The sequence below is a fragment of the Micromonospora taraxaci genome (assembly GCF_007830095.1).
GTDB classification, from domain to species: domain Bacteria; phylum Actinomycetota; class Actinomycetes; order Mycobacteriales; family Micromonosporaceae; genus Micromonospora; species Micromonospora taraxaci.
In genome coordinates, this window is sequence record NZ_VIWZ01000001.1 from 4,268,289 (window position 1) to 4,291,556 (window position 23,268).

Below are 23,268 nucleotides of genomic sequence, written 5' to 3' on the forward strand. Positions count from 1 at the left end.
TACGGCGGGGCCGGAACCCGAGTCGATCAATCGGCATGGTGTCGGCCAGACGGGGAACGTTGGGGCGGGCCGGCCGCACCAGGCGCGGCCGGTTTCGGGAGGTCGAGATGCGTGCGCTGCTCTGGGTCGTCGGCGTTGTCGCCGGTGTGCTGATCCTGCTCGGGTTGATCCTCGAGGCGGTCCGCTGGCTGATCATCATCGGTGTGATCGCGCTGGTGATCGTGATCGTCTGGGGCGTCGTGAAGGGGCGGCAGGCGGTGCAGCACCAGGGCCGACGACGCTGACCGGTCAGAACCAGTCGGGCCGCATGTCCAGCGTGGTGCGGTCCCGGCTGTCCAGCAGGTCGAACTGCGGCCCGGTACGGGGCAGCTCGACCGCGAAGAAATAGCGGGCGGCCTGTCGCTTGCCGGCGTGGAACGCGTCGCCGGTGCCCTCCGGCGGCAGGGCCAGCACCTGCTCCAGCCACATCCACGCGATCACCACGTGCCCGACGGCCTCCAGGTAGGCGCTGGCGTTGGCCAGCGCGAGCACCAGGTCACCGTCGGCCCACAGCCGAGCGGTGACCGAGGTGACCCGGTCCACCGTCTCGGCCAGCCGATCAGCCAGATCGGCCGCCTCGCCACCGGCCTTGCGGGCGCGCTCGATGGTGTCCTCGATCGTCGTGGTCAACAGCGTGAGACCGGCGCCGCCCTGCATGGTCATCTTGCGCCCCAGCAGATCCAGCGCCTGGATGCCGTGCGTGCCCTCGTGGATCGGGTTGAGCCGGTTGTCCCGGTAGTGCTGCTCCACGTCGTGGTCCCGGGTGTAGCCGGCGCCTCCGAGCACCTGGATCGCCAGGTCGTTGGCGGTCAGGCACCACTGCGACGGCCAGCTCTTGGTGATCGGGGTGAGCACGTCCAGCAGCAGGTGGGCACGCTCGCGGTCCGCCTCGGCGGGTGCGGTCCTCTGCTCGTCGAGCAGCCGCGCGCAGTACAGCACCAGTGCCAGCGCCCCCTCCACGTAGCTCTTCTGTGCCAGCAGCATGCGGCGTACGTCGGGGTGGTCGATGATCGGCACCTGCGGCGTGGCCGGGTCCTTCGCGCCGACCGGCCGGCCCTGCGGCCGCTCCCGGGCGTACGCCAGGCTCTTGAGATAGCCGGTGTAACCGAGCGCGGTGGCGCCCGCCCCGACCCCGATCCGGGCCTCGTTCATCATGTGGAACATCTGCGCCAGGCCCTGGTGCGGCGGCCCGACGAGCTGACCGACCGCGCCGGGCCGGCCGCCCGGGGTGTGCCCACCGTCGCCGAAGCTGAGCAGGGTGTTCGTGGTGCCCCGAAAACCCATCTTGTGGTTGAGACCGGCCAACACCACGTCGTTGCGCTCCCCGAGCGACCCGTCCGCGCCGACCAGCACCTTGGGCACGATGAACAGCGAGATGCCCTTCACCCCGGGCGGCGCGCCGGGGATCCGCGCCAGGACCAGGTGCACGATGTTCTCGGCCAGCTCGTGGTCACCCCCGGAGATCCACATCTTGGTGCCGAAGAGCCGGTACGACCCGTCGGACTGGGGTTCGGCGCGGGTGGTGATGTCGGCCAACGAGCTGCCCGCGTGCGGCTCGGACAGGCACATGGTGCCGAAGAACCGGCCGTCCAGCATCGGCCGGACGTAGGTGTCCACCTGCTCGGCGCTCCCGTGCGCCAGCAGCAGGTTGGCGTTGCCCAGGGTCAGGAACGGGTACGCCGAGGTGGCCACGTTGGCCGCCTGGAACCAGGCGAAGCAGGCAGCCGCGACCGCGTGCGGCAGTTGCAGGCCGCCGACCGAGGAGTCCAGCCCGGCGGTGAGCAGGCCTGTCTCGGCGAAACTGTCCAGCGCGGCGCGAACCTGCGGGATCAGCCGCACCCGCTGCCCGTCGAACGTGGGCTCGGCGAGGTCGGCGGCCCGGTTGTGCGGGGCGAACTGTTCGGTGGCCACCCGTTCGGCGAGGTCCAGTGCGTCGTCGAACGTCTCCCGGGAGTGCTCCGCGTAGCGGGGACGCTCGACCAGCTGTGACACCCGCAGCCAGTCGTGCAGCAGGAAGTCGAGGTCGCGGCGGGAGAGCAGGGTGGACGGCACGGAACTCCTCAGCGGGCACGGGGTGGGACTGCCGGGACGACGGCCCACTGTCGCCCCGGCCCATCCTGACGGATCGTGGGAGCGGGCACCACCGGCGCGGGCGGCGTCGGGCGAGCGGAATCTGTCACACCGGGCGGCTAGGGTCGCTGCCCGTGACCGAACCCGGAGATGTCCCGCCCGAGGTCCTCGACCAGCTGCGCCCGATCTGTCTCGGCCTGCCGGAGACGTACGAGGAGCCTGCCTGGGTGGGCATCCGCTGGCGGATCCGCAAGCGCACCGTCGCCCACGTGTTCACCGTCGATCCCGCCCGGCAGGTGGTGCACGCGCGGGCCGCCGAGCTCGACCGGCCCGCCTGCCTGCTGACCTTCCGCTCACCGCTCGACGAGATCGCCGGGCTGCTGAGCGGCGGGCACCCCTTCTACAAGCCGGACTGGAGTCCGACGGTGATGGGCATGGTCCTGGACGGGGGCGCCGACTGGGTCGAGATCGCGGAGTTGCTCACCGAGAGCTACTGCATGCTCGCCCCGAAACGGCTCGCCGCCCTGGTCGGCCCGCCGGCCCCGCACCACTGAGCGGACGGCGTCCGGCGAGCAGGCGGTTTCGCCCGGCATGCTCCGGGGATACCGCGCTGGGTGGCCGAGGTCAGTCGGGCTCCCCGCCGGAGTGCCGACGACGCCGCAGGGCGGGTGAGGAGCGGGTCGATGTCCACCCTGCCCACCCGAGAGGACCCCCGGCTGACCCCGATCCTCAGCGAGGGCCGGGTGTGCACGGGGGTGACGTCAGTGCGTGGGCGGGTCTTCCTGAGCTACCCGTCGGCGGACGGGCCCGGCGTCCAGGTGGTCGAGGCCCTCCCGGACGGCCGCCGCAACCCGTACCCGGACGCCGCGTGGAACCGGACGAACCAGCCACCGGACGGCGCGTTCGTGCACGTCAACGGGTTGCGTGGCGGCCCGGACGGTCGGCTGTGGATCGTCGACTCGGGCACGCCGCAGATCGGCGGGAAGCAGGTGCCGGGAGGTGCCCGGCTGATCGCGGTCGACCCGCACGACGACCGGGTGGAACGCGTCTACCACCTCGGCGAGGCGCTGCACCCCACCAGCTACGTCGACGATGTCCGTTTCAACGGGGCGATCGCGTACCTCAGCGACGTGGGGATGCCCGGCCTTGTCGTGCTCGACCTCGAATCGGGTCGGCTTCGGCGCGTACTGGACGGACACCCGAGCACCGTGGGCGGTCCGGTGGTCGCCGACGGGCGGGTGCTGCGCGATCCGGACGGCGCCGAGGTGCGCCTGCACGTCGACCAGCTTGAGGTGTCGCCCGACGGTCGCTGGCTCTACTACCAACCGGCCTCCGGTGGGATGTCCCGGATCGGCACCCGCTGGGTGGACGACCCGACGGTGTCGGCCGACGAGGTGGCCCGGCGGGTCGAACGGTGGTGCGACACTCCCAGCACCGGCGGCACGGCGATCGACAACACCGGAACCATCTACCTCAGCGACGTGGACCGCAGGCGCATCCTCACCGTCGCTCCGGACGGCAGCGTGCGTACCCTCGTCGCCGACCCCCGGCTGGTCTGGGTGGACGCGATGTGGCTCGACGCCGAGGCCCGGCTCTGGATGCCCGCGGCCCAGTTGCACCTGACCGCCGGGCTCAACGGCGGGCGGTCGGCGGTCGACTACCCGGTGCACATCTACCGGATGGCGGTCGCGGCCGGGCCGCCCGTTCTGGATCACTCCAGCTGACGGGCGTCGATATGCTGCCTCGCATGCATCGAAGTCGCGTCTACGCCCTGCTGATCGACGCCCCCGCGGCGCAGGCCACCCGGGCTGCGGAGTTCTGGTCCGCCGCGCTCGGCGTCAGCACCCGGACCCATCCGGCGGAGCCGCAGTTCGTCGGCCTCCACGAGGCGCTGCCGGGGCTGGTCGCCGCAGTCCAGGCAGTCGACGACGAGCCCCGCTTCCACCTCGACATCGAGACCGATGACGTGCCGGCCGAGACCGCGCGGTTGATCGGCCTGGGTGCCACCGAGGTGTCCCGGTGGCTCGAGTGTCGGATCCTGCGGGCGCCCGGCGGTCACCTGCTCTGCGTGTTGCCGGTGGAGAGTCCGCCGGAGCTCTTCGCCGCCGAGGCCCGCACCTGGTCCTGACACGCCAGGGCTGTCGGAGGGTGCCGCTAGGGTCCCGCCCATGGCTGAATTCGTGTTGGTGGCGGGGGCGTGGCTGGGGGCTTCGGCATGGGACGACGTGGTCGCGCCACTCCGGGCGGCCGGCCACGGCGCCCACGCGTTGACCCTCTCCGGTCTCGGTGACAAGCGGGGCATGCCCGCTGGGCAGCAGACCCACGTGCAGGACATCGTCGACGAGGTCGAGCGTCGCGACCTGCGCGACGTGGTGCTGGTCGGGCACAGCTACTCCGGCATTCCGGTGGGTCAGGCCGCCCAGCGCATCGGTGACCGGTTGACCACTGTGGTCTTCGTCGACGCGGAAGTGCCGGTCGACGGCGGGTCGTTTGCGTCCGGTTGGTGGCAGGGCCAGGAGGCGTTCGAAGCGCAGCTCACCGAGAACGGGGGTTACTGGCCGCCGATCGGCGCGGCCGACCTCGACGGTCAGGGGCTCGCCGACGAGCAGGTCGCCCGGTTGATCGAGGGCTCCGTGCCGCACCCGGGGGCCACGCTGACCGAGCCGGCCGTGCTGACCCGCCCGTTGGGTGAGCTTCCGGCAACGTACATCAAGTGCCTGCTCGACGGGCCTGAGCCCAACGACACCGTGGCCACGCTGCTGGCCAGCGACAACTGGCGACTGGTCACCATGGACACCGGCCACTGGCCGATGTTCTCGCAGCCCACCGAGCTGGCCCGGATCCTGGCGGCGCAAGCCGACTGACTGCGCCGGGCGCGTGAGCGTCGGCGCGGGCACCCAGGCCGCCGACGGCGCGGTGCCGATCTGACGGGTGGGATACCGCTGGCTCCGAGGTATCCCACCCTCGGGGTGTGCCGGGTCAAGCAGTCTGGTCGTCCAGGGTTCTGATGTGGCGCACCGGCGACGCGACCAGCCAGAGCACGGCGAGCATGCCACCCAGCCCGGCGATGGCCAAAGTGGGTCGCAGCCCGATGGTGGTGCCCAGCGCGCCACCGACCAACGCGCCGATCGGTCGGATGCCGTAGTTGACGGCGCTGTACGCCCCGGCACGGCGTCCTAGCGCCTCCTCGGGTGTCACGGCGGTGAGCAGGGCGTTCAGGTTGACGTCCATCAGCATCACACCGATGCTGGAGACCAGCTCGATGGCCGCCAGCATGGCCACCTTCGTCCAGGTGGGGCCCGTCACCAGTGCGGTCAGTGCCAGCGGTGCGGGAAAGAGCACCGCGCCGATCATGGCGGTACGCCCCAACCCGATGGAGCGGGAGATCCGTGGGGCGAGCCCCGCGCCGGCGAGGCCTCCGAGCGCGCCGAACCCGAGGGCGACGCCGATCGCGCCGGCCGACAGGTCGAGGTCCCGGCTGGCGTAGAGCACCAGCAGCGCGGTGGCGATGAAGGTGAAGAAGTTGACGGTACTGGTGCAGCCGAGGGCCGCCCGCAGCACCGGGTGCCGCAGCACCAGCACGAGCCCTTCGCGGACCAGACCGAGAGTGGACGTTTGGCGCGGCGGCGGAGGCGACTCCGTCACCGGGATGCGGCGCAGCAGCAACGCCGAGCCGAGGAACGACACCGCGTCGACGAGGATCGCGACCGGCGCGCTGAGCGCCTGGACCAGCCCACCGCCGACGGCAGGGCCAGCGATGAAGGACAGCGATCGGCTCATGCTCAGCTTGCTGTTCGCGTCCACGTACGCCGATCGGGGCACCAGGGCGACGAAGAAGGCCTGACGCGCCATGGCGAACAGCACCGCGCCGAAGCCGGTGAGCAGTGCCACCAGGTAGAGCTGGGCAAGGGTGATCGCGTCGAACAGGTACGCCACCGGCAGGCTGAGCAGCACCGCCGCGCGGACCAGGTCCGCGATGATCAGAAGCCGGCGTTTGTGGGTGCGCTGGTCCACCCAGGCGCCGAGGAACAGGCCCAGCAGGTTGGGCAGCCAGATCAGCGCGGTGAGGACGCTGACCTGCACGGGCGTCGCGGTGAGCAGGGAGACGGCGATCAGCGGCAGCGCCAGTTCGCTGACCCGATCGCCGAACTGGGAGATCGTCTCGCCGGCCCAGAAGGTGCGGAACCGTCGGTCGCGGTGCAGAGGCGGCGAGGGGTCGGTGACAGCGGCGGTGGTGGCGGTCATGACTCGGCCTGGTCGTCGCCGGACTCGGGCAGGAGGTAACGCAGCATCCGGACGATTCGCGCGCCGTCCGGGGCCGACTCCTCCTTGCGCCGCACGTACGGAGCGAGCAGCTCCTCGATCGACTCCTCCAACTGCCGCAGCTCGTCGGCGGTGGCCACGAATCGGGTGTCGGCGACACCGGCCAGCCCGCGCCACTCGGCGTCGAGTCGGGGTTCGTCGTTCAGCAGCCACTGCTGGGGCACCTCGGCCCGCCGGGCGAACATCTCGCCGCGCAGTTGCCGGCCGGCGGCCTGCCCCTCGGCGTCGTCGGGCAGGACGAAGCGGAAACCACGGGCCGCCGCCTGCCACCAGCGTTCCCGCTTGCTGGCGGCACCGTCCCAGTCGGTGACCAGGCCGAACGTCGCGAGGTGCCGCAGGTGCCAGCTGACCACCGACGGTGTGGCGCCGACGTGCGGCGAGAGCCCGGTCGCGGTGGCCGGGCCCTCCCGCTGGAGGTGTTCGAGGATGGCCAGCCGGACGGGGTGGGCCAACGCCCGCAGCGCCTGCGGCTCGTTGATCTCGAAGTCCCCGTACGGATTCTTGAGAGACATGTTTCGAAAGTACTCTCTCAGGTTTACCCCGGCAACCCCTCCGTGCGCGACCGACCACGACGATCAGGCGACGCCCAGCCGGGCCAACGGCTCGACCAGCTCACGCTCCTCGTAGCTGAGGTGCGACAGCAGGGCGTCGGTCAGCAGGTCCACCGCCGCCCGCAGGTCGGCGAGCCCGTCCGGCGACCCGACGTACGCCACCAGGGCTCGGTCGACACCCTCCAACACGTCGTGGATGACGTGGTGCTCCTGCTCCAGCCGGTCCACGACCGGGCCGAGCCGCGGGTCACGCGCCCGCAGCCGAGGGAAGAACGACTGGTCCTCGATCGTGTGGTGGGTGGTGACGATGCGGCAGTACGACTCGCAGTAGACGCCGAGCGTCCACCGGTTCTGCCGCATGGTCATCGTGTTGATGTGCGACCGTGCCGCGCCGGCATCGATCTCACCGGCCGCGACCTGTTCGATCAGGTCGTGGATCTGGGCCAGCTCGGCACGCAGCCCATCGTGGATCTGCACCAGATGCGCACCGGTGGCCTGCTCCTGCGGCGTGTAGGTGCGATCCGGGTCGGGCGCCGGCCCGGTCGGCCGGGTCGACTCGTCCCAGACCTGCTGGTCGCTACGCCGTACGCCGTCGTCGGGGGTCGGCACCACCGCGAACGCGCCGCCGTTCGCTGACGCGCGACTCGGCCGTACCGCAGGGGCGGCAACCGGCTCCGCTGCCGCTCCCCGGTCGCCCGCTGCCGCGCCGCGGTCGCCCTCCGCCGTGCTCTGGGCGCGTTCGACCGTGCCAGGGTCGCGTTCGGCCGTGCCCTGGGGGCGCTCGGCCACACCACGGTCACGTTCGGCCGCGACCAACTCGCGGACGGCGGGGGCGACCTCACCCGCGAAGCGGCGCAGGTCGTCGGGGTCGTCGCCGGCGAGGATGAAGGCGCTCACGCCCTCACCCAGGGCCAACTCGGCCAACTCCTGCACCCACTGCTCGGCGGGCCCGTTCAACGGGCCACGACCGACGGCCGAGAACTGGCCGGCGACGTTGAGTAGCCGGCGCACGTCCCGGGGGGACCGGCCGGCCTCCTGCGCGGCGTCGTCGATGATCGCGTTGCCCTTGGTGAGGTCACCCGGCTGGAGGTAGCCCAGCGTGGGCAACCAACCATCGGCCCGTCGTCCGGTGAGCTGCAGCATCCGGGGCTTGTACGCGCCCAGCCAGACCGGCACCGGGTGCGCCGGAGCCGGACCGCGCTTGGCGCCCACCACCCGGTAGAACTCGCCGTCGACACGAACACCACCGCGGGTCTCGGTGTCCCACATCTGCCGGATGATCTCGATGGCTTCCTCCAGCGCGCGTACGCCCTGGCCGGGGGTCAGCCGTCGGCCGCCCATCGCCTCGATGGCGTCCCAGAACGCTCCCGCGCCGAGGCCGAGGGTGATCCGGCCGTCGCTGAGCAGGTCCAGGCTGGCCACGCTGCGGGCGAGCACCGCCGGTGGGCGCAGCGGCAGGTTCGTCACGTTCGCCGCCAGGTGCACCCGGTTGGTGCGGGCCGCCACGAAGCTGAGCAACGTCCAGGTGTCGAGGAACGCCGGCTGGTACGGGTGGTCCTGGAAGGTGACGAGGTCCAGACCGACCTGCTCGGTCAGGACGGCGAGGCCGACCGTGCGGTCCGGATCGCCGGCACCAGGGGTGACGAAGGATCCGAAGACCAGGTCATGGCCGTAGTCGCTCATCTGCGAGCCTCCCGATTCACACGACGCGTCGGACGATGCGCCACGACCTAAACCTTATGCCAGTCAGAACATCTTCTGCCAACAAGGTCTGCGTCACTGCGCTACTGTCGAGGCATGACGGGTGCCACCCACCGGCCGGACCGGCCCGATCCTCTCGACGACGACCTGGGCTGGATGCTCGGGATCGTCTTCCGTGGCTACGTCCGGGCAGCCGACCACGCGCTCACCGACTTCCCCGGCGGCCCACGCGGCTACCAGGTGCTCACCGCCGCGATCAACGGGCCAGCCCGCAACCAGGGGGCGATCGCCGAGGAACTCGGCCTCGACCGCACCGTCCTGACGTACCTCATCGACGACCTGGAGCGGCCCGGGTTCGTCGCGCGTCGGGCGGACCCGGCAGACCGACGCAACCGGTTGATCGACGTCACCGACGCCGGCCGCGCGGCCTGGGAGAAGCGGCGCTCCGCGCTACGGCAGGTCGAGTCGCACCTGCTGGGTGCGCTCACGCCGGCCGACGCGGCGACGCTGCGGGCCCTGCTTCAACGGGTCGCCTGCTCGGCCCAGGCGGCGGACCCGCTGCGTGATCTCTGCGAGGTGGTGACGCAGGTGCATCCTGGCCCGGCGGTGCCGACGGACCGGCCGGACGCCCGAGCACGCCGCCGCGGCTGACTCCCGCCACAGCGGGTGGGCGCCGCTCGACAGTCCTCCGTCGAGCGGCACCGACCGCACCCGCGTTACCGCTACCGCGCTGGTCAGCGCACGTGCACGAACACCGGGTTCGAGTAGAACCACAGGTCGTCCCACGGGCTTTCCAGCCCGTCGGCGAGCGGCTCGGCCTCGTCCGTGCTGGTGCCGCGAACCCGCGCGTAGGTGTCGGCCTCGACGTTGCGCAGGGTGTGTCGGATGACGTAGCTGTCGCCGTGCCGACGCCAGTCCCGCGGGCCGAACCGGGCCGCCACAGTGGTGGTGGGGTTGGTGTCGGCGTCCAGGCTGGCGCTCGGGCCGGTGATCTGGCCGACGATCAGGTCGACCCGGCGGACCTCGGGGCGGTCCCCGTTCGCGTTCACACCGCCCAGCGGACGGAACGTGATCTCGATCTCGACGTCGGTACGGCTCCGACGGCTGACCGTGATGGTCTGACCCACCTCGGCAGTCTTGCCCTGTGACGTGGCGGTGACGTCGAGGCTGCGGATCAGGTCACCGGTGGTGACCCAGATCCGGCCGTTACGCAGACCGTCCATGATGTCGCCGTAGTCCTGACGGGCGTGCACGTACGTCTTGCTGTACTCGCCCGGCCAGAAGTCGGAGCCACCGCGGGTCCAGTGCACGTGCGAGTCCGACGTCGCGGTGATCCACCAGCGCCGGCCCTCGCCGAGCAGCGAGTCCCACAGCCCGCCGACCCGCGCGGTCATCTGGTCGAAGCCGCCGTAGGTCGGGTGGTTGCCGTACCCGCCGCGCTTGCCGCCGTTGAGCGGGCCGGCCTGGTGGCCGGGCGCGCCCTCGAAGCCGATGTAGACGTCCGGCGCGGCGTTGTTGCCGTTGCGGAACTCGCGCGGGGTGTCCTGGCCGTAGACGCCGAGGCCGGGCGCCGAACGGGACGCGTGGTGGGCGATCACCAGTGGCTTGTGCGGCATGCCCCGGGCCACCTTGAGGAACTCCACCATCTTCGCCTCGGTGTCCCGGGCCGGGTCGGTGGGGAACGCGTCGTACTTGGCGAACCGGCTCTCCAGCTCGAAGAGCTGCTTCGCCTCGTCGTCGTGACGCGGGATCATCAGCGTGTGGTGGTCCAGCGACGGCGCGTCGAACTCCATCCCCCAGAACTGGAGCACCTCGGGGACCAGCTTGCGCGACCGCAGCAGGTCCGGGTACGCCTGCTCGATGTTCACCTTCGAGTGGGTCGGTCCACCGTGGTCGGTGCACATCGCCCAGGTCAGGCCGAAGTTCTTCGCCATGATGGCGTTGGTGACGATCGGGTAGACCGCGTCCGCGCCCTTGTGGAAGACGATCGGTGATTTCGTGGTGTCGAACTCGCCGCTGTACTCGGAGTGGATGTGGTGATCGCCGGCCCGCCACGCCCGGTTCTTCGAGTTGCCCCGGTCGTCCTTGTCGTCGTCGCCCGGCCTGCGGTCCTCGTCGGCCCACGCCGCGCTGGCACCGACCAGAGGGCTGGCCGCAGCCAGCGTCGCCCCGACGCCCGCGTACTTGACCAGCTTGCGCCGTGACAACTGCGCCTGCTCGGTCTCTTCGGCTTGCTTGTCTCTCACGTGAGAGCCTCTCCTCGATCAAGCGATTGCTCTTTCGATCAAGGAGCCTTGAAGAGCGCGGTGAACGCCCGCCGTACGGAATGCGTGTCCACGATGAACACCCTGCCCAGTCAGGGTGCCAGCCGTCAGATCCGGGCGCGGGGCAGCCAGCCCAGGAACCGGTGCCGCACCCGGGGCAGGGGCAGCATGGGCAGGTCCTGGGCTGCGGCGACGAGGCAGGAGCCGAGGTAGACCGCGAGGGCGGCGCGAGCTCCACCGAACTCGGCGAGCAGCTGGCTCTGCTTCGTGGCGCAGGGCCACTCCCGACCACATCCGGTGCAGGTCCAGCTCGGCGGGCTGGGAAGGTGCTCCGGCAGTTTCACCCGGCGGTACCGGCCGACGACGCTGTTGTCCGAACGCACGTCGCGTCGCCGCGTCGCGGGGCCCGCGTTGCGGTGCGTCGGGCGGGCACCGGGAAGGTAGCGCCCGACGGTGCCGAGGAGCACTCCGACGCGGATGAGCGCGTCCGGCCCGACGTGCTGGGCCAGCAACGCGGTCATCAGATAGTGCCCCAGCAGGTCGAAGGCGTCGCGGTGGAGACGCAGTTCGCGGCACAGGTCGACGAAGTCCGGCGTGGTCAGGGGCACCCGGTCGTCGAGCGCGCGGCGCAGCACCTCGCGCAGAGCACCGCCGAGTCGCTGCACCGCGTCGCCCTCGCCCAGTCCCAGGCTGTCCTCGTCGGCCACCCGGGCCAGCGCTTCGGCCACTGCCAACCGAACGACGCGTTCAGGGTCAGTACTGTCCAACGCTCATCCCTCCGTGGGCCGATCCACGGGCGGTGGCCCATTCGTCAGGCGACCGCCCGGGGTGATCGTGAATAACATTTCGTTGTCGGCCGCACGGGCGGCTAGGACAGCAGGCGTAGAACGACGTCAGGCGTTAGTCAAAAAGCGAAGTCGGCCTGCCGACACGCGTCAACGATTCGCGGGACGGCGCAGCTGCCGTTGTCGTATGGTGATATTCCCATCGACAGATATTGCGCCCCCAAGCCGCCCTACGGTCAGGCCACTTCCGACGCCACGACCGGTCGCTGCCGTCCCGCTCGCGACGTTTCATCCACCGCACCGCCGGCCATGACGTGCCGGGTCACCGCCGAACACCCCGGCACGTCCCGATCCCGCCGCCGGCACCGTTTCGTCCACCGGCGGCACCCGCACCGGACGGAGGCAGCAGCGGATGACGTCAACACCAGTGCAGACACACCAGTTCGACAGCCACGACCCGGTGGCCATCCACCAGTTCCTGTCCAGGACGTACGACCCGAAACTGCGTGTCCAGAGCAGGAACGGTTACCAACTCAGTCATCACCGCGTCGACGCCGGGCCGTTCGCCATCGCGACCACCGGCCAGAACGGGCATCTCGACATCGACGCCAGCAGCCTCCGCGGTCTGGTCGTCGGCCGCACCCGAACCGCCCGCGTCGATCGCGCCTGCCACGGACCGGCCGACCGTTTCGGGCCTGGCGACGTCTTCCTCGTCACCAGGCCGGAGGAGCCGTGCCGCGTCCAGTGGCATCCCGGTGAGGTGGAACTCTGCGTGCTGGACCTGTCTGTCCTGGCGCAAGTGGCCACCACCGCGCCGACCCGGCGGCCCGGTCCGATCCGATTCACCGACCTGGGCCCCGCCAGCGCGGCACTGGCCCGCCAGTGGCGCAACACCACCAGCTTCGTCAGTGGCGTGGTGCTGAACAGCCCGGCCGCCGGGGCGCAACCACTGGTGATCGGCAACGCCGCGCGCATGCTCGCCGCGGCGGCGCTCACCGTCTTCCCCAACACCGCCCTCACCGAACCGACCATCGGTGACCGGCACGACGCCAGCACCACCACGCTGCGGCGGGCCATCACATTCCTGGAGGAGCACGCCGACCAGGACATCAGCGCCGCCGACATCGCCGCCGCGGCCCGGGTCTCCCTGCGGGCGGTGCAACTCGCCTTCCGCCGCCACCTCGGCACCACGCCGACGGCGTACCTGCGGCGAATCCGCCTCGACCGGGCGCACCACGACCTGGTGCGGGCCGATCCCCACCAGGAGACCGTCTCGGCGATCGCCAGTCGGTGGGGCTTCGCCAGCCACAGCAGGTTCACGGCCCGCTACCACGCGAGCTACGGCGTACCGCCGCGCGAGACGCTGCACGCCTGAAGGCTGGACCTTGTGAGCCGACCAGAGCCGGACGACAATCATCGATGTGAGGGTCCCCCCGCAGGTCGCGGTGTCGCTGGTGACACTGATGGCCCTCGCCGGCTGCGGCACCTCGTCGAACCCGACCGTCGACCCGCCGACCGGTGCGCCGACGGCACCTACCGGCGCAGCCCCGTCCGCGGCCGTCCGCTCCCCCGCCGCCTTCGACAAGGCGCTGCACGACGAGTTGGTCGCGATGCTGGACCGTGACCAGGCCGACCGCGGGGGCACGCCACAGACCGAGTCCGACCAGGCCCGCACCGCACGGTTGAAGGACATCATCAGCACCCACGGCTGGCCGACCTTCGCGCAGGTCGGCGAAGACGGCGCCAACGCCGCGTGGGCCATCGCCCAACACTCCGACCTGGACCCGGCCTTCCAACTGGAGGCCCTGGGCCTGCTGCGCACGGCGGTCGCCAGCCGCCAGGCGTCGCCGGGCAACCTGGCCTATCTCGAGGACCGGGTCGCGGTGGGCAAGGGCGAGCCCCAGGTGTACGGCACACAGGTCCAGTGCGGTCCGGACGGCCCCTCCCCGACGACTCCGATCGCGGACGAGCCGGGTGTCGAACGGCGTCGGGCCGAGGCGGGTCTGCCCACCCTGGCCAGCTACCTGGCCGAGATGACCACGATCTGCGCGCAGGACAACCAGGGCACGCCCTAGCTCCGGTCGCGCTCGCGGGTGTCGCGGGCGGCCTGCACCTCGGGCACCGAGGCCTCCAGCAGGTCGGCGAGGCCGCGTAGCTGTTCGGCGACCTGAGCGCCGAGGGGCGTCAGCGAGTATTCGACACGGGGCGGGATCGCGGTGAGCACCTCGCGGGTCAGCATTCCGTCCCGTTCGAGTGTCTGCAGGGTCTGGGAGAGCATCCGCTCGCTGACCCCGTCGATCCGGCGGCGTAGGGCGTTGAACCGGTAGCGACCCTCGCCGAGCGCCAACAGCGCCAGCGAGGCCCACTTCGAGGTCACGTCCTCGAAGGCCGCCCGGGAGGTGCACCCCCGGGCGAAGACATCGCTGACGAATTCCTGGGTAGGCCCCGCCGGGTCCTGGGCGGGCATGTCGCTCACCTCACCAGCCTACCTTACGGTTACTCAGCGATAGTGCTGTAGATTCGTAAGTGCATGCAGAATTGACACCACTCATCGGAGGTTCCCATGCCCACCTACGCCGTGACCGGGGCCACCGGCCGCCTGGGCCGCCTGGTGATCGGGCAGTTGCTCGACAGCGGCGTACCGGCCGCCGAGATCGCCGCCGTCGTCCGCAGCCCGGAGAAGGCCGCCGACCTGGCCGCGCGCGGGGTCGAGATCCGCAAGGCGAACTACGACGACCCGTCGACCCTGCCCGGCGCCGTGGCCGGCGTACGCCGTCTGCTGCTCATCTCCGGCGACACCCCCGGTCAGCGCGTCCCGCAGCACACCGCGGTCATCGACGCCGCCAAGCTCGCCGGGGTCGAACGGCTGGTCTACACCAGCATCCTGAAGGCGGACACCACCACAAACCCCCTCGCCCCCGAGCACAAGGCCACCGAGGAGGTCCTCGCCGCATCCGGCCTGACCTACACCGTTCTGCGGAACGGCTGGTACACCGAGAACTACACCGACCAGCTGCCGCAGTACCTGGGGTCCGGCACCATCCTCGGCGCCACCGGCGGCAGCAAGATCTCTGCCGCGACCCGGGCCGACTACGCGGCTGCCGCGGTGGCCGCGCTGACCCGCGAGGAGGCCGGCAACGCCGTCTACGAGCTGGGCGGCACCTCGTTCACCTTCGACGAGCTCGCCGAGGCCGTCACGGAGGTGACCGGCACCCCGATCGCCCACCGGGACCTGTCCGCCGCCGAGCTGGCCTCGGCTCTGGAGAACGTCGGCCTCGACGCGGGCACGGCCGGATTCGTCGCCGCACTCGACCACTCGATCGCCATCGGCGAGCTGGTGACCGACAGCGACGACCTCAGCCGGCTGATCGGGCGGCCGAGCACCCCGCTGCGTGACGCCATCCGGGCCGCGCAGGCCTGACCTGATCGTCGTCCACGCTGATTCCGGGCGGGTGACGGGCAGACGCCCGGTCGCCCGCCCGGGCCTACTCGCCCTCGTCCTGCTCCTCGGTGAGCTCGGCCAACACGTCGGCCGCGTCCCGATTCCCGCCGTCGGCGAGACGCCGCAGCTCGCCGACGTCCGCCCGCTCTGCCGCCAGCTCGACGAGCTGGTCGGCCGCATCCCGGTCGCCCTGGTCGGCGAGACGCCGCAGTTCGGCCGTGTCGCCGCGTTCGGTGGCGAGTTCGACCAGCTGAGCGGCCGCGTCGGCGTTGCCGTTCTCGGCGAGCTGACGCAGCTCGGCGAGGTCACCGCGTTCGGTGGCGAGCTCGACGAGCTGGTCCACGGCGTCCCGGTCACCGTTGCCGGCACGTTTTCGCAGGTCGACCAGATCAGGATCGGACATCCCGCACCTCTCCGCAGCTGACGCGGGACCACGTCGACCAGCCCCGACCACCAACGCGAACCTAGACCAGCCGTCCTCGCCGTGGGTCGACTGACACCACCGGTACGTCGATCAGGTCAGCCCGCCTCGGTCGACCCGGGGAGCAGCAGACCGGTCAGCAGACCACGCAGGGTCCGCTCGACGAGGTCGGCCCGGGGCGCCGGCCCGGAGGGCTGACCGAACGCCGCAACCAGGTGCGGGTACGCCGTGAGATCGACCCCGGAGAGGCTGAACGCCCCGGCGGCGGTCTCGCGACGGGCGAAGAGGCTCACCACGCCGGTCATCATCGCGATGGCCTCGAACTTGGCCGCGGCGGGACAGCGTACGGGCTCCAGGATCCGGATGCAGTTGTCGAACCAGGCCAGGCTCTCCGGGCCGACCCCGGACGGCCGGTGGATCACGTCGAGCAGCCACGGGTGGGCGCCGAACAGCGCCAACTGTCGACGTCCCAGCAGCACCATCGTGTCCAACCAGCCGCCGTCCACCTGCGGGTACGGGCGCAACTCCCCCACCGCCCGGTCGGTCATCAGGTCGAGCAGGTCGTCGCGGGACGACAGGTACCGGTAGAGGGATCCAGCCCCCGTGCCGAGCGCGCCCGCCACGGCGCGCATCGACACCGCGGCCAGCCCTTCGGCGTCGGCCAGGGCAATGGCGGCCACGACGATGGCGTCCCGACTGTGCGCCGGGGTGGGGCCACGGGTGCCGCGTTCGGGCCTGCTCCAGATCGGCTGCCGGTCGGGGCCGGCACTGGCGGGTGCGTCGCTCACCGATCTACTGTAAACTGCAAACGTCGTTCGCAGTTGTTGTCGGTGTCGGAAGGGTGGGCGACCATGGAGCAGGTCAGGGCACGGGACGGCGCGACGATCGTGCTGCACTCCACGGGGGTGGAGCCGGGGATCGTCGTGGTGCACGGCGGCGGCACGACCATCGACGTCTACCGACGGCTGGCCCGGGCGCTCGCCGACCGGTTCACCGTGCACCTCTACAACCGGCGGGGGCGGGCCGACGCGCCACCGAGGCCGATGCCCTACACCGCGGACCAGGAGGTCGACGACCTCGCCGTCGTGCTGGAGCACACCGGGTCGGGCAACGTCATCGGCCACAGCAGCGGAGGTTTCCTGGCGCTCGAAGCCGCACGTCGACTGCCGATCGACCGGCTCGCCCTCTACGACGCCGCGATCTCGATCGACGGCAGCTTCCCGTCGGCGTGGCTGCCGGCCGCGCGGGCGGCAGCGGAGGCCGGTGACACCGCCAAGAGTCTCGCCATCACGACCGCGGGGATCAACTCGCACATGGCAGCGGGACGACTCCCGCTCGGCGTCCGGACCGCGATCATCCGCGCCTTCCTGCGGACGCCGATCGGCCGGACCATGGGTGACCTGCTACCGACCACATTGGAGGAGACGGCGCTGATCCTGGCGCACGACGGGCCGGCCACCCGGTGGGCCGGGGTGAGCGCCGAGGTGCTGCTGGCCTGCGGCGCCGACGGTCCGCCCTACTACGTCGACCAGAACGCGGCGCTGGCCCGTGCCCTGCCGCGCGCCCGGACGCTGACGATCGCGCGCAGCGGCCACGACGCCATCAACCGGGCGCACCCGAGGATCGTCGACCCGCTCGTTGAGTTCTTCGCAGCGCCGGTCACGCCGGAGCGGGCGCGTCACTGACGAGCGGCGCACGATCGCACACCGTCATGGATCTTGGCTAGGCTGGTGGGCATGCCCGCACACCAGCCGCACCGCCACGACGACGGCCGGAGGTGGGCCCACGCCACGGCCCCGGCGCGCCCGATCGAGCCGGCCGGCTGGTGAGCGACGCACCCGCGCCCGCCCAGCGAGGCGGGCCGGCCACAGTCCCACCCCACCGATCCGGTTGGGCCGCCCGCTGCGCCCGACTCTCCCGGTCGCGCCCCTTCGAGATCGCCATCGTCGTGGTCATCCTCGCCAACGGGATAGTGCTCGGCCTGGAGACCTACGACGACCTCAGCCCGGCCGGCACGGCACTGCACTGGCTGGAGTTGTTCTTCCGCGCCGTCTTCGTCGTCGAGATCGGTGTCCGACTCGCTGCGTACGGCAGGCGTCCACAGGACTTCTTCCGGCACGGCTGGAACGTCTTCGACTTCGTGGTGATCGCCGCCATCTTCATACCGGGCCTGCACGGCGATCCGGCACTGCTGCGGGTCGTGCGGGTCGCCCGCATGGTGCGGCTGGTGCGGTTCTCGCCGGGTCTGCGGACCATCGTCTCCGCGCTGTGGCGCAGCCTGCCGGGCGTCACCGGCTTCCTCGCCCTGGCGGTGGTGACGCTCTACGTGTACGGCATGGCCGGCTGGTTGATCTTCGGCAACAGGTATCCGGAGGAGTACGGCGACATCGGCCGGTCGTTGCTGACATTGTTCGTGCTGCTGTCGCTGGAGACGCTGCCGGACCTCATCGAGCAGGGCATGGCCATCTCGCCGTGGACGCTGCTCTACTACGTCAGCTACGTCGTCATCACCGTCAACCTGCTGCTCAACATCCTCATCGCCGTCATCGTCAACTCGATGGAGGAGGCACGCCGGTTGGAGATGACCGAGCGGTTGGCCCCCGACTACGACGAGGACGGCGACGGCGTACCGGACGAGGTGGACCGCATCGCGCTGACCCAACGGCTGGACGACCTGCGGGCGGTCATCGCCGAGTTGGAGCGGGAGTTGCGGATCGACCGGGAGGACGGGCACGGCCGGCCGCACCGGGACGGCACCCGCACCAGACGGTGATCCGACACTCGCGCTGCGTACTCCGGTTCGGATAGTGTCGGCCGCGGTCCCACCGCTTCGGCCGAAGGGGCACCAGCATGACGTCCACTGTCGACAATGCCCAGTCCACCCCCGACGTCGCCGACACGCTCGGCGCCGTCATCGACGAGGTGATCCGGCCGCAGGCGGCGTCGGTCGACCGGGAGGGCGTCTTCCCCCGGTCGGGTGTCGACGCCCTCGGCGCGGCCGGCCTGCTCGGTCTGGCCTCCTCCACCGAGGTCGGCGGCGCCGGCCACGGCATGCGGACGGTCGCCGAGGTCGTCGAGCGGCTGGCCGCCGAGTGCGGCTCCACAGCGATGGTGGTGCTCATGCACTACGCGGCGACCGCGGTGATCGAGGCGCACGGCCCGCGCGAGGTCCGCGCGGCCATCGCGACCGGCGGCCACCTCACCACCCTGGCCTTCTCCGAGTACGGGTCACGCAGCCACTTCTGGTCACCGACCGGCACCGCCACCGCCACCGACGAGGACAGCGTCCGCCTCGACGCCCGCAAGAGCTGGGTCACCTCGGCCGGCGAAGCCACCAGCTACGTCTGGTCGAGCCTCCCGTTGTCCCGCGACGCCGGCCCGATGACGCTGTGGCTCGTACCGGCCGACAGCGCCGGCCTGACCGTGACCGGGAGCTTCGACGGGCTCGGCCTGCGCGGCAACGGCTCCCGGCCAATGACCGCCGACGGGCTGCGGATCCCGTCGACGGCGATGATGGCTGCCGACGGGGCGGGGCTCGACACCGCGCTCGGCGCGGTCCTGCCCTGGTTCCTGGTGCTCAACGCCGCGTTCTGTCTCGGCCTCGCCGACAGCGCGGTCGCCGAGGCGGGCCGGCACCTCACCGCGACGACGCTCACCCACACCGGCGCCGCCCTGCGCGACGCGCCGGTCACCCGCCGGGACCTCGCCCGACTGATGATCCGCACTCATGCGCTGCGCGCCTTCCTGGGCGACACCCTCACCGCCTTGGAGACCGGGCGTGACGACGCGATGCTGCGCGTGCTGCAGGTCAAGGCGCTCGCCGGGGAGACCGTCGCCGAGGTGACCGACGGCGCGATGCAGCTCTGCGGTGGCAGCGCGTTCCGCAAAGAGTTGGGCCTTGAGCGTCGCTTCCGCGATTCGCGCGCGGCCCGGGTGATGGCACCCACCACCGACGCGCTGTACGACTTCGTCGGCCGGGTCGCCACCGGTCTGCCACTGCTCGACGAGGCGAATCGCTGATGCCGGCGCCCGGCGTCCTGATGGGAGCGGTCGCGTACGACCCCAAGGTGGTGACCATCTGGGAGGGTTTCCGCGCCTGGCTGCGCGGCCGTGGCCTGGACTTCGACTTCGTCCTCTACTCGCACTACGAACGGCAGGTCGAGGATCTCGTCGCCGGGCGGATCGACGCGGCGTGGAACTCTCCCCTGGCCTGGCTGCGCGCCGAGCGACTGGCGGTCGCCACGGGCACGAGCGTGCGCGCGCTGACCATGCGCGACACCGACCAGGACCTCACCTCGGTCGTGGTGGTCCGAGCCGACTCACCGGTGCGTACCACAGCGGACCTGGCCGGGATGACGGTCGCCGTCGGAGCGGTGGACAGCCCCCAGGCGACGTTGATTCCGCTGGGTCACCTCGCGGCGGCCGGCGTCGCTGTCGACGTACGCCGCTTCGACGTCGGCGTCGGCCTGCACGGCGACCACATCGGTGGTGAGCGCGACGCCGCCCGCGCCCTGACGGCCGGGGAGGTCGGCGCCGCCTGCATGATCGACGCCAACCACCTGGCGTTCGTCCGGGAGGGCACCCTGCCGCCCGACGGCACCCGGATCATCGCGCAGACCACACCGTACGACCACTGCAACATGACGGTCCGCGAACCGGAGTCCGCCGGGGTCCGGCTCTTCGGCACGCTGCTGCTCGGCATGTCGTACGCCGATCCGCAGGTGCGCCCGCTGCTCGACCTGGAAGGGCTGACGGCCTGGAAGGACGGCCGGACCACCGGGTACGACGCCCTGGCCGGCGCTGTCGATGCCACCGGCTTCTACTCCCCCGACGGGCGGGTGACGGCCTCGGACTACCGGCCGTGAGCGCGGCACCGGCCGCCGAGGTCGACCTCGGTGACCTGGGTTTCGGCCGGGGCGCGCACCTGCTGGTGCAACGCGCCCTGGCCGGGCTGCCGCCCGGCGGCCGGTTGGCGGTCTCCGGCCGCGACCCGGCGTTGCGCGTACACCTGCCCGCCTGGTGCCGTGGCCGGGGCCATCGGGTCGAGTCGCCCGAGCGTGACGACCGGAGCGACCTGGTCGCGGTGATCGTGCGGGGTACGGCGGACGACGACCGTTGGTTCGGCGCGGAGCGGGCCGGGCCAGCCCTGTCGACGGCGCTCAGCAGCCGCCCGCCGGCGCGGTGGGGGCTGGGTGCCCGGGGCGCGCTGCTCGAAGCCGGTGGCCCCGAGGCCCGGTTCGATCTGGACGACCGTGACCTGGTGTGGGCCGACGTCGCTCCGCATCTCTACGCCCAGGCGGCGGCACGGCAGTGGGACCCGCAGACCGCTGTGCCGTGGGACGACCCGTTCGCGTTACCGGCCGACGTCGAGGCCGCTGTGGTGCAGGTGATGACCTACCTGGTCGAGAACGAGCAGGCCGCTCTCGTGGTGCCGGCCCGGTTCGTGGGGCGCATCCACCCGCATTTCCGGGAGGTGGTGCAGCTCCTCGCCGTACAGATGGCCGACGAGGCCCGGCACATGGAGGTCTTCAGCCGGCGGGCGCTGCTGCGCGGCAGCGAAATGGGCACGTCATCCGCCGGCGGTCGACAGTCGCTGTTCACGCTCGTCGCGGAGTCCGACTTCGCGTTGGCCTCGTTCCTGCTCTCCGTGCTCGGGGAGGGCAGCTTCGTCGACCTGCTCTCGTTCCTGCACCAGTTCGCGCCGGACCCGGTGACGCGCCGGATCTGCTGGCTCGCCATGCAGGACGAGCGCCGGCACGTGGTATTCGGCATGGCCCACCTGGAGCATCAGGCACGGCTCGACCCGCTGCTGCGCGACCGGCTGCGGGCGGCCATCCACCGTCGCCACGACGCGCTCGCCGACACCGCCGGCCTCAACGCGGACGTCTTCGACGCGCTGGTGGTGCTCGCCGCGGGTGGATGGCATCCCGACGACGTGGCCGCCGGCTTCGACCGGGTGCAGGCCCTGCAACAGGCGATGGACCAGGGCCGCCAGCGCCGGCTGGTCCGCCTGGGTTTCCGGCCGGACGAGGCTGCCGCGCTCTCGGCCCTGCACACCCGTAACTTCATGTAGGCGCGGCCCCCGCGCACGGCGCTGTGCACGCGGGGGCCGACGCCTCGCACGTCACTGGCCGAGCAGGGTCCGGATCTGCTGCGCGTAGCCGGCCACCGTGAACTCCGGGCCGACCGAGTCCACCAGGATCAGGTCGTTGATGGTGTGTGCGGTGCGCAGCGACAGGATCGCCTGGTATTCGGGCGAGTTGTACCAGGCCTTCGCGGTCTCCGCGTCCGGGAACTCGATCAGTACGACCGAACCGGGCCAGGCGCCCTCGATGACCTGCACCTCGGCGTCGACGGCGAGCCACTTGGCGCCGTACGCCTCGGTGGTGGCCTGGACCTGCTCCAGGTACCGCAGCGACTCCTCGGTGGGCACGCCGCCGGGGATACGCAGGTGGTTGATCAGGTAGGTGCTCATGTCCGACTCCTCAGTGCGGGTGATGGGCCTACCGGCCGAAGGCGTACGACCGGTCGTCTTACAACTGGTAAAAACTGAGACTCAGGGACAACACCCCTCGTCACGGCTGGTGATCGACTGGGATCAGGTGAGGATCCGCGTCGTGGTGATCGTGAAGAACTCCCGCAGGGCATCCGGGTTGCCGGAAGCCTTCGCCCGCGCTGCCGCCCCCTCGTAGCCGGAGACCACGAAGCCGGCGAGGTCGCGGGCCGGTTCGTCGCCGTGCAGCTCATCGGCGGCGCGTGCCTGTTCGATCGCCACGCTGAGAGCGGCGACCCACCGGCCGAAGCCGGCGTCGACGGCGGCGCGTAGGACGTCACTGTGCGCGGGGATCTCGCTGGCGAAGTTGCCGAGCAGGCAGCCCCGGTCTCCCATGGTGTCGCCGAGGCCGGTGATGTAGCGGAGGTGGTTGACGATCCGCTCGCGCGGCGTGCCGCCCTGCTTCTCGTCGAGCATCTCCAACCCCATCGCCGCGGAGTATCTCGCCACCGAGTCGAGGGCGAGGTCCTCCTTGCTGGCGAAGTGGTTGTAGAAGGTGCCCTTGGGCGCTCCGGCGGCGGCGACGATGTCCTGGACGCTCGTGCCGTTGTAGCCGCGCAGGTGGAACAGGTCCAACGCGGCGTCGGACAACCGTTGCCGCGTCCCGGCGGAGGCTGGCGACTTCGGTCGTGGCATGGCGGGGCTCCTTCCGATGGCGGTTCCGGCTTGCTGGCACCGCCAACGATATGACCGGTCGTCTCGGAATGCAAATACTGTGACCACGCTCATTCGGCAGTACCGTGGAACGGCCATGGACAGGAACTCCGACGCGATCCGCGAGGAACTGCTGCGGCTGCGCCAGCAGACCGAGGCGCAGGTCACCGCCCTCGACGGTGACCTGCGCAGCCTCTTCGAAGCGTCCCGGGCGTCAAACGCCGACGACGAGCACGACCCGGAGGGCGCCACGATCGCCTTCGAACGCGCACAGCTCACCGCCGTCCTGGACGCCGCCCGCCGACGCCTCGCGGAGCTGGACGTCGCGCTGCGACGGGTCGACGACGGCAGCTACGGGGTGTGCGAACGGTGTCTGCGTCCGATTCCCGCCGAGCGGCTTGTCGCCCGCCCGTCGGCGCGCACCTGCGTGGCCTGCGCGAGCCGACGCTGACGGCCCTGGGCCTG

26 protein-coding genes are annotated in these 23,268 nt (G+C 71.4%); 15 read left to right on the forward strand and 11 right to left on the reverse strand.

All coding sequences use genetic code 11. From position 1 onward, the window contains the following. The first annotated feature begins 107 nt into the window (after positions 1–107). Positions 108–284, forward strand: a complete 177-nt coding sequence (locus tag FHU34_RS33000) for a hypothetical protein (RefSeq protein WP_167524848.1) — start codon at positions 108–110, stop codon at positions 282–284. A 4-nt stretch (positions 285–288) separates the two neighbouring features. On the opposite strand, the gene FHU34_RS19810 is transcribed toward FHU34_RS33000, so the two are convergent. Continuing rightward, positions 289–2,091, reverse strand: a complete 1,803-nt coding sequence (locus tag FHU34_RS19810) for an acyl-CoA dehydrogenase (protein ID WP_145782777.1) — start codon at positions 2,089–2,091, stop codon at positions 289–291. 152 nt (positions 2,092–2,243) lie between these two features. On the opposite strand from FHU34_RS19810, the gene FHU34_RS19815 reads away from it, so the two are divergent. From FHU34_RS19815 to FHU34_RS19830, 4 genes are all read left to right on the forward strand, one after another. Further along, positions 2,244–2,663 (forward strand): MmcQ/YjbR family DNA-binding protein, encoded by a 420-nt coding sequence (locus FHU34_RS19815; protein ID WP_145782780.1) that lies wholly within the window; start codon positions 2,244–2,246, stop codon positions 2,661–2,663. 129 nt (positions 2,664–2,792) lie between these two features. Beyond that, positions 2,793–3,833 carry an L-dopachrome tautomerase-related protein gene (locus tag FHU34_RS19820; RefSeq protein ID WP_145782783.1) on the forward strand — a complete coding sequence of 347 codons (1,041 nt, stop codon included), beginning with the start codon at positions 2,793–2,795 and terminating at the stop codon, positions 3,831–3,833. A 23-nt stretch (positions 3,834–3,856) separates the two neighbouring features. Further along, a complete protein-coding gene (locus FHU34_RS19825) occupies positions 3,857–4,237 on the forward strand; it encodes a VOC family protein (protein ID WP_145782788.1) in 381 nt (126 codons plus the stop codon). A gap of 40 nt (positions 4,238–4,277) precedes the next feature. Continuing rightward, the gene (locus FHU34_RS19830; RefSeq protein ID WP_145782793.1) at positions 4,278–4,973 is read left to right on the forward strand and encodes an alpha/beta fold hydrolase; all 696 of its coding nucleotides are present in this window, start codon (positions 4,278–4,280) and stop codon (positions 4,971–4,973) included. 115 nt (positions 4,974–5,088) lie between these two features. On the opposite strand, the gene FHU34_RS19835 is transcribed toward FHU34_RS19830, so the two are convergent. The 3 genes from FHU34_RS19835 to FHU34_RS19845 form a co-directional block, all read right to left on the reverse strand. Then, positions 5,089–6,354 carry an MFS transporter gene (locus FHU34_RS19835; RefSeq protein WP_145782797.1) on the reverse strand — a complete coding sequence of 422 codons (1,266 nt, stop codon included), beginning with the start codon at positions 6,352–6,354 and terminating at the stop codon, positions 5,089–5,091. After that, on the reverse strand, positions 6,351–6,944 hold the full coding sequence (locus tag FHU34_RS19840) for an ArsR/SmtB family transcription factor (protein WP_145782800.1): 594 nt from the start codon (positions 6,942–6,944) through the stop codon (positions 6,351–6,353). The genes FHU34_RS19835 and FHU34_RS19840 overlap by 4 nt, the downstream gene beginning before the upstream one ends. Positions 6,945–7,007: 63 nt before the next feature. Continuing rightward, positions 7,008–8,666, reverse strand: coding sequence for an LLM class flavin-dependent oxidoreductase (locus FHU34_RS19845; RefSeq protein WP_145782802.1), 1,659 nt, complete (start codon positions 8,664–8,666; stop codon positions 7,008–7,010). A gap of 114 nt (positions 8,667–8,780) precedes the next feature. Between FHU34_RS19845 and FHU34_RS19850 the strand changes: the two genes are divergently transcribed. Then, positions 8,781–9,335: a MarR family winged helix-turn-helix transcriptional regulator gene (locus FHU34_RS19850; protein ID WP_145782805.1), complete on the forward strand. Its 555-nt coding sequence runs from the start codon at positions 8,781–8,783 to the stop codon at positions 9,333–9,335. Positions 9,336–9,418: 83 nt separating this feature from the next. On the opposite strand, the gene FHU34_RS19855 is transcribed toward FHU34_RS19850, so the two are convergent. Together FHU34_RS19855 and FHU34_RS33785 are read right to left on the reverse strand one after the other, a co-directional pair. Then, complete coding sequence (locus tag FHU34_RS19855; protein WP_145782806.1) at positions 9,419–10,930, reverse strand: CehA/McbA family metallohydrolase domain-containing protein; 1,512 nt, start codon at positions 10,928–10,930, stop codon at positions 9,419–9,421. 125 nt (positions 10,931–11,055) lie between these two features. Then, complete coding sequence (locus tag FHU34_RS33785; protein ID WP_244311743.1) at positions 11,056–11,682, reverse strand: hypothetical protein; 627 nt, start codon at positions 11,680–11,682, stop codon at positions 11,056–11,058. Between the two features lie 463 nt (positions 11,683–12,145). Here FHU34_RS33785 and FHU34_RS19865 point away from each other — a divergent pair, with 463 nt between their 5' ends. Both FHU34_RS19865 and FHU34_RS19870 read left to right on the forward strand, forming a co-directional pair. Further along, positions 12,146–13,108: a helix-turn-helix transcriptional regulator gene (locus tag FHU34_RS19865; RefSeq protein WP_145782809.1), complete on the forward strand. Its 963-nt coding sequence runs from the start codon at positions 12,146–12,148 to the stop codon at positions 13,106–13,108. Positions 13,109–13,154: 46 nt separating this feature from the next. Next, positions 13,155–13,808: a DUF6624 domain-containing protein gene (locus tag FHU34_RS19870; protein WP_145782811.1), complete on the forward strand. Its 654-nt coding sequence runs from the start codon at positions 13,155–13,157 to the stop codon at positions 13,806–13,808. Here the strand turns inward: FHU34_RS19870 and FHU34_RS19875 are convergent. Beyond that, entirely contained in the window at positions 13,805–14,200 is a 396-nt protein-coding gene (locus FHU34_RS19875) for a winged helix-turn-helix transcriptional regulator (RefSeq protein WP_208745182.1), read from the reverse strand. The two genes, FHU34_RS19870 and FHU34_RS19875, sit on opposite strands and share 4 nt — an antisense overlap. A gap of 96 nt (positions 14,201–14,296) precedes the next feature. On the opposite strand from FHU34_RS19875, the gene FHU34_RS19880 reads away from it, so the two are divergent. Continuing rightward, positions 14,297–15,154: an SDR family oxidoreductase gene (locus FHU34_RS19880; protein WP_145782818.1), complete on the forward strand. Its 858-nt coding sequence runs from the start codon at positions 14,297–14,299 to the stop codon at positions 15,152–15,154. A 64-nt stretch (positions 15,155–15,218) separates the two neighbouring features. Here FHU34_RS19880 and FHU34_RS19885 read toward each other — a convergent pair whose 3' ends face one another. Together FHU34_RS19885 and FHU34_RS19890 are read right to left on the reverse strand one after the other, a co-directional pair. Next, entirely contained in the window at positions 15,219–15,578 is a 360-nt protein-coding gene (locus FHU34_RS19885) for a hypothetical protein (RefSeq protein ID WP_244311744.1), read from the reverse strand. 116 nt (positions 15,579–15,694) lie between these two features. Next, a complete protein-coding gene (locus FHU34_RS19890) occupies positions 15,695–16,384 on the reverse strand; it encodes a TetR/AcrR family transcriptional regulator (RefSeq protein ID WP_145782822.1) in 690 nt (229 codons plus the stop codon). 63 nt (positions 16,385–16,447) lie between these two features. Here FHU34_RS19890 and FHU34_RS19895 point away from each other — a divergent pair, with 63 nt between their 5' ends. From FHU34_RS19895 to FHU34_RS19915, 5 genes are all read left to right on the forward strand, one after another. Then, on the forward strand, positions 16,448–17,281 hold the full coding sequence (locus FHU34_RS19895) for an alpha/beta hydrolase (RefSeq protein WP_244311745.1): 834 nt from the start codon (positions 16,448–16,450) through the stop codon (positions 17,279–17,281). Between the two features lie 140 nt (positions 17,282–17,421). Continuing rightward, positions 17,422–18,369: an ion transporter gene (locus FHU34_RS19900; protein WP_145782831.1), complete on the forward strand. Its 948-nt coding sequence runs from the start codon at positions 17,422–17,424 to the stop codon at positions 18,367–18,369. Positions 18,370–18,446: 77 nt separating this feature from the next. After that, entirely contained in the window at positions 18,447–19,616 is a 1,170-nt protein-coding gene (locus FHU34_RS19905) for an acyl-CoA dehydrogenase family protein (RefSeq protein ID WP_145782836.1), read from the forward strand. Next, complete coding sequence (locus tag FHU34_RS19910; protein WP_145782840.1) at positions 19,616–20,461, forward strand: phosphate/phosphite/phosphonate ABC transporter substrate-binding protein; 846 nt, start codon at positions 19,616–19,618, stop codon at positions 20,459–20,461. Before FHU34_RS19905 ends, FHU34_RS19910 begins: the two co-directional genes overlap by 1 nt. Then, positions 20,458–21,669 carry a sulfurtransferase TusA family protein gene (locus FHU34_RS19915; protein ID WP_145782845.1) on the forward strand — a complete coding sequence of 404 codons (1,212 nt, stop codon included), beginning with the start codon at positions 20,458–20,460 and terminating at the stop codon, positions 21,667–21,669. Before FHU34_RS19910 ends, FHU34_RS19915 begins: the two co-directional genes overlap by 4 nt. 51 nt (positions 21,670–21,720) lie before the next feature. Here the strand turns inward: FHU34_RS19915 and FHU34_RS19920 are convergent, their stop codons facing one another. Continuing rightward, the gene (locus FHU34_RS19920) at positions 21,721–22,071 is read right to left on the reverse strand and encodes a DUF1330 domain-containing protein (RefSeq protein ID WP_145782850.1); all 351 of its coding nucleotides are present in this window, start codon (positions 22,069–22,071) and stop codon (positions 21,721–21,723) included. A 123-nt stretch (positions 22,072–22,194) separates the two neighbouring features. Beyond that, positions 22,195–22,785: a TetR/AcrR family transcriptional regulator gene (locus FHU34_RS34070; protein ID WP_167524849.1), complete on the reverse strand. Its 591-nt coding sequence runs from the start codon at positions 22,783–22,785 to the stop codon at positions 22,195–22,197. 115 nt (positions 22,786–22,900) lie between these two features. Here FHU34_RS34070 and FHU34_RS19930 point away from each other — a divergent pair, with 115 nt between their 5' ends. Beyond that, complete coding sequence (locus FHU34_RS19930) at positions 22,901–23,254, forward strand: TraR/DksA family transcriptional regulator (RefSeq protein WP_145782858.1); 354 nt, start codon at positions 22,901–22,903, stop codon at positions 23,252–23,254. Positions 23,255–23,268 lie beyond the last annotated feature (14 nt).

What these genes read in the sequence shown, in the direction of transcription:
- FHU34_RS19895 (WP_244311745.1), top strand. Translation starts at nt 16,448, where the DNA reads ATGGAGCAGGTCAGGGCACGGGACGGCGCGACGATCGTGCTGCACTCC.
- FHU34_RS34070 (WP_167524849.1), bottom strand. Translation starts at nt 22,785, where the DNA reads ATGCCACGACCGAAGTCGCCAGCCTCCGCCGGGACGCGGCAACGGTTG.
- FHU34_RS19875 (WP_208745182.1), bottom strand. Translation starts at nt 14,200, where the DNA reads ATGCCCGCCCAGGACCCGGCGGGGCCTACCCAGGAATTCGTCAGCGAT.
- FHU34_RS19835 (WP_145782797.1), bottom strand. Translation starts at nt 6,354, where the DNA reads ATGACCGCCACCACCGCCGCTGTCACCGACCCCTCGCCGCCTCTGCAC.
- FHU34_RS19830 (WP_145782793.1), top strand. Translation starts at nt 4,278, where the DNA reads ATGGCTGAATTCGTGTTGGTGGCGGGGGCGTGGCTGGGGGCTTCGGCA.
- FHU34_RS19820 (WP_145782783.1), top strand. Translation starts at nt 2,793, where the DNA reads ATGTCCACCCTGCCCACCCGAGAGGACCCCCGGCTGACCCCGATCCTC.
- FHU34_RS19840 (WP_145782800.1), bottom strand. Translation starts at nt 6,944, where the DNA reads ATGTCTCTCAAGAATCCGTACGGGGACTTCGAGATCAACGAGCCGCAG.
- FHU34_RS19905 (WP_145782836.1), top strand. Translation starts at nt 18,447, where the DNA reads ATGACGTCCACTGTCGACAATGCCCAGTCCACCCCCGACGTCGCCGAC.
- FHU34_RS19885 (WP_244311744.1), bottom strand. Translation starts at nt 15,578, where the DNA reads ATGTCCGATCCTGATCTGGTCGACCTGCGAAAACGTGCCGGCAACGGT.
- FHU34_RS19930 (WP_145782858.1), top strand. Translation starts at nt 22,901, where the DNA reads ATGGACAGGAACTCCGACGCGATCCGCGAGGAACTGCTGCGGCTGCGC.
- FHU34_RS33000 (WP_167524848.1), top strand. Translation starts at nt 108, where the DNA reads ATGCGTGCGCTGCTCTGGGTCGTCGGCGTTGTCGCCGGTGTGCTGATC.
- FHU34_RS19845 (WP_145782802.1), bottom strand. Translation starts at nt 8,666, where the DNA reads ATGAGCGACTACGGCCATGACCTGGTCTTCGGATCCTTCGTCACCCCT.
- FHU34_RS19880 (WP_145782818.1), top strand. Translation starts at nt 14,297, where the DNA reads ATGCCCACCTACGCCGTGACCGGGGCCACCGGCCGCCTGGGCCGCCTG.
- FHU34_RS19850 (WP_145782805.1), top strand. Translation starts at nt 8,781, where the DNA reads ATGACGGGTGCCACCCACCGGCCGGACCGGCCCGATCCTCTCGACGAC.
- FHU34_RS19910 (WP_145782840.1), top strand. Translation starts at nt 19,616, where the DNA reads ATGCCGGCGCCCGGCGTCCTGATGGGAGCGGTCGCGTACGACCCCAAG.
- FHU34_RS19920 (WP_145782850.1), bottom strand. Translation starts at nt 22,071, where the DNA reads ATGAGCACCTACCTGATCAACCACCTGCGTATCCCCGGCGGCGTGCCC.
- FHU34_RS19825 (WP_145782788.1), top strand. Translation starts at nt 3,857, where the DNA reads ATGCATCGAAGTCGCGTCTACGCCCTGCTGATCGACGCCCCCGCGGCG.
- FHU34_RS19865 (WP_145782809.1), top strand. Translation starts at nt 12,146, where the DNA reads ATGACGTCAACACCAGTGCAGACACACCAGTTCGACAGCCACGACCCG.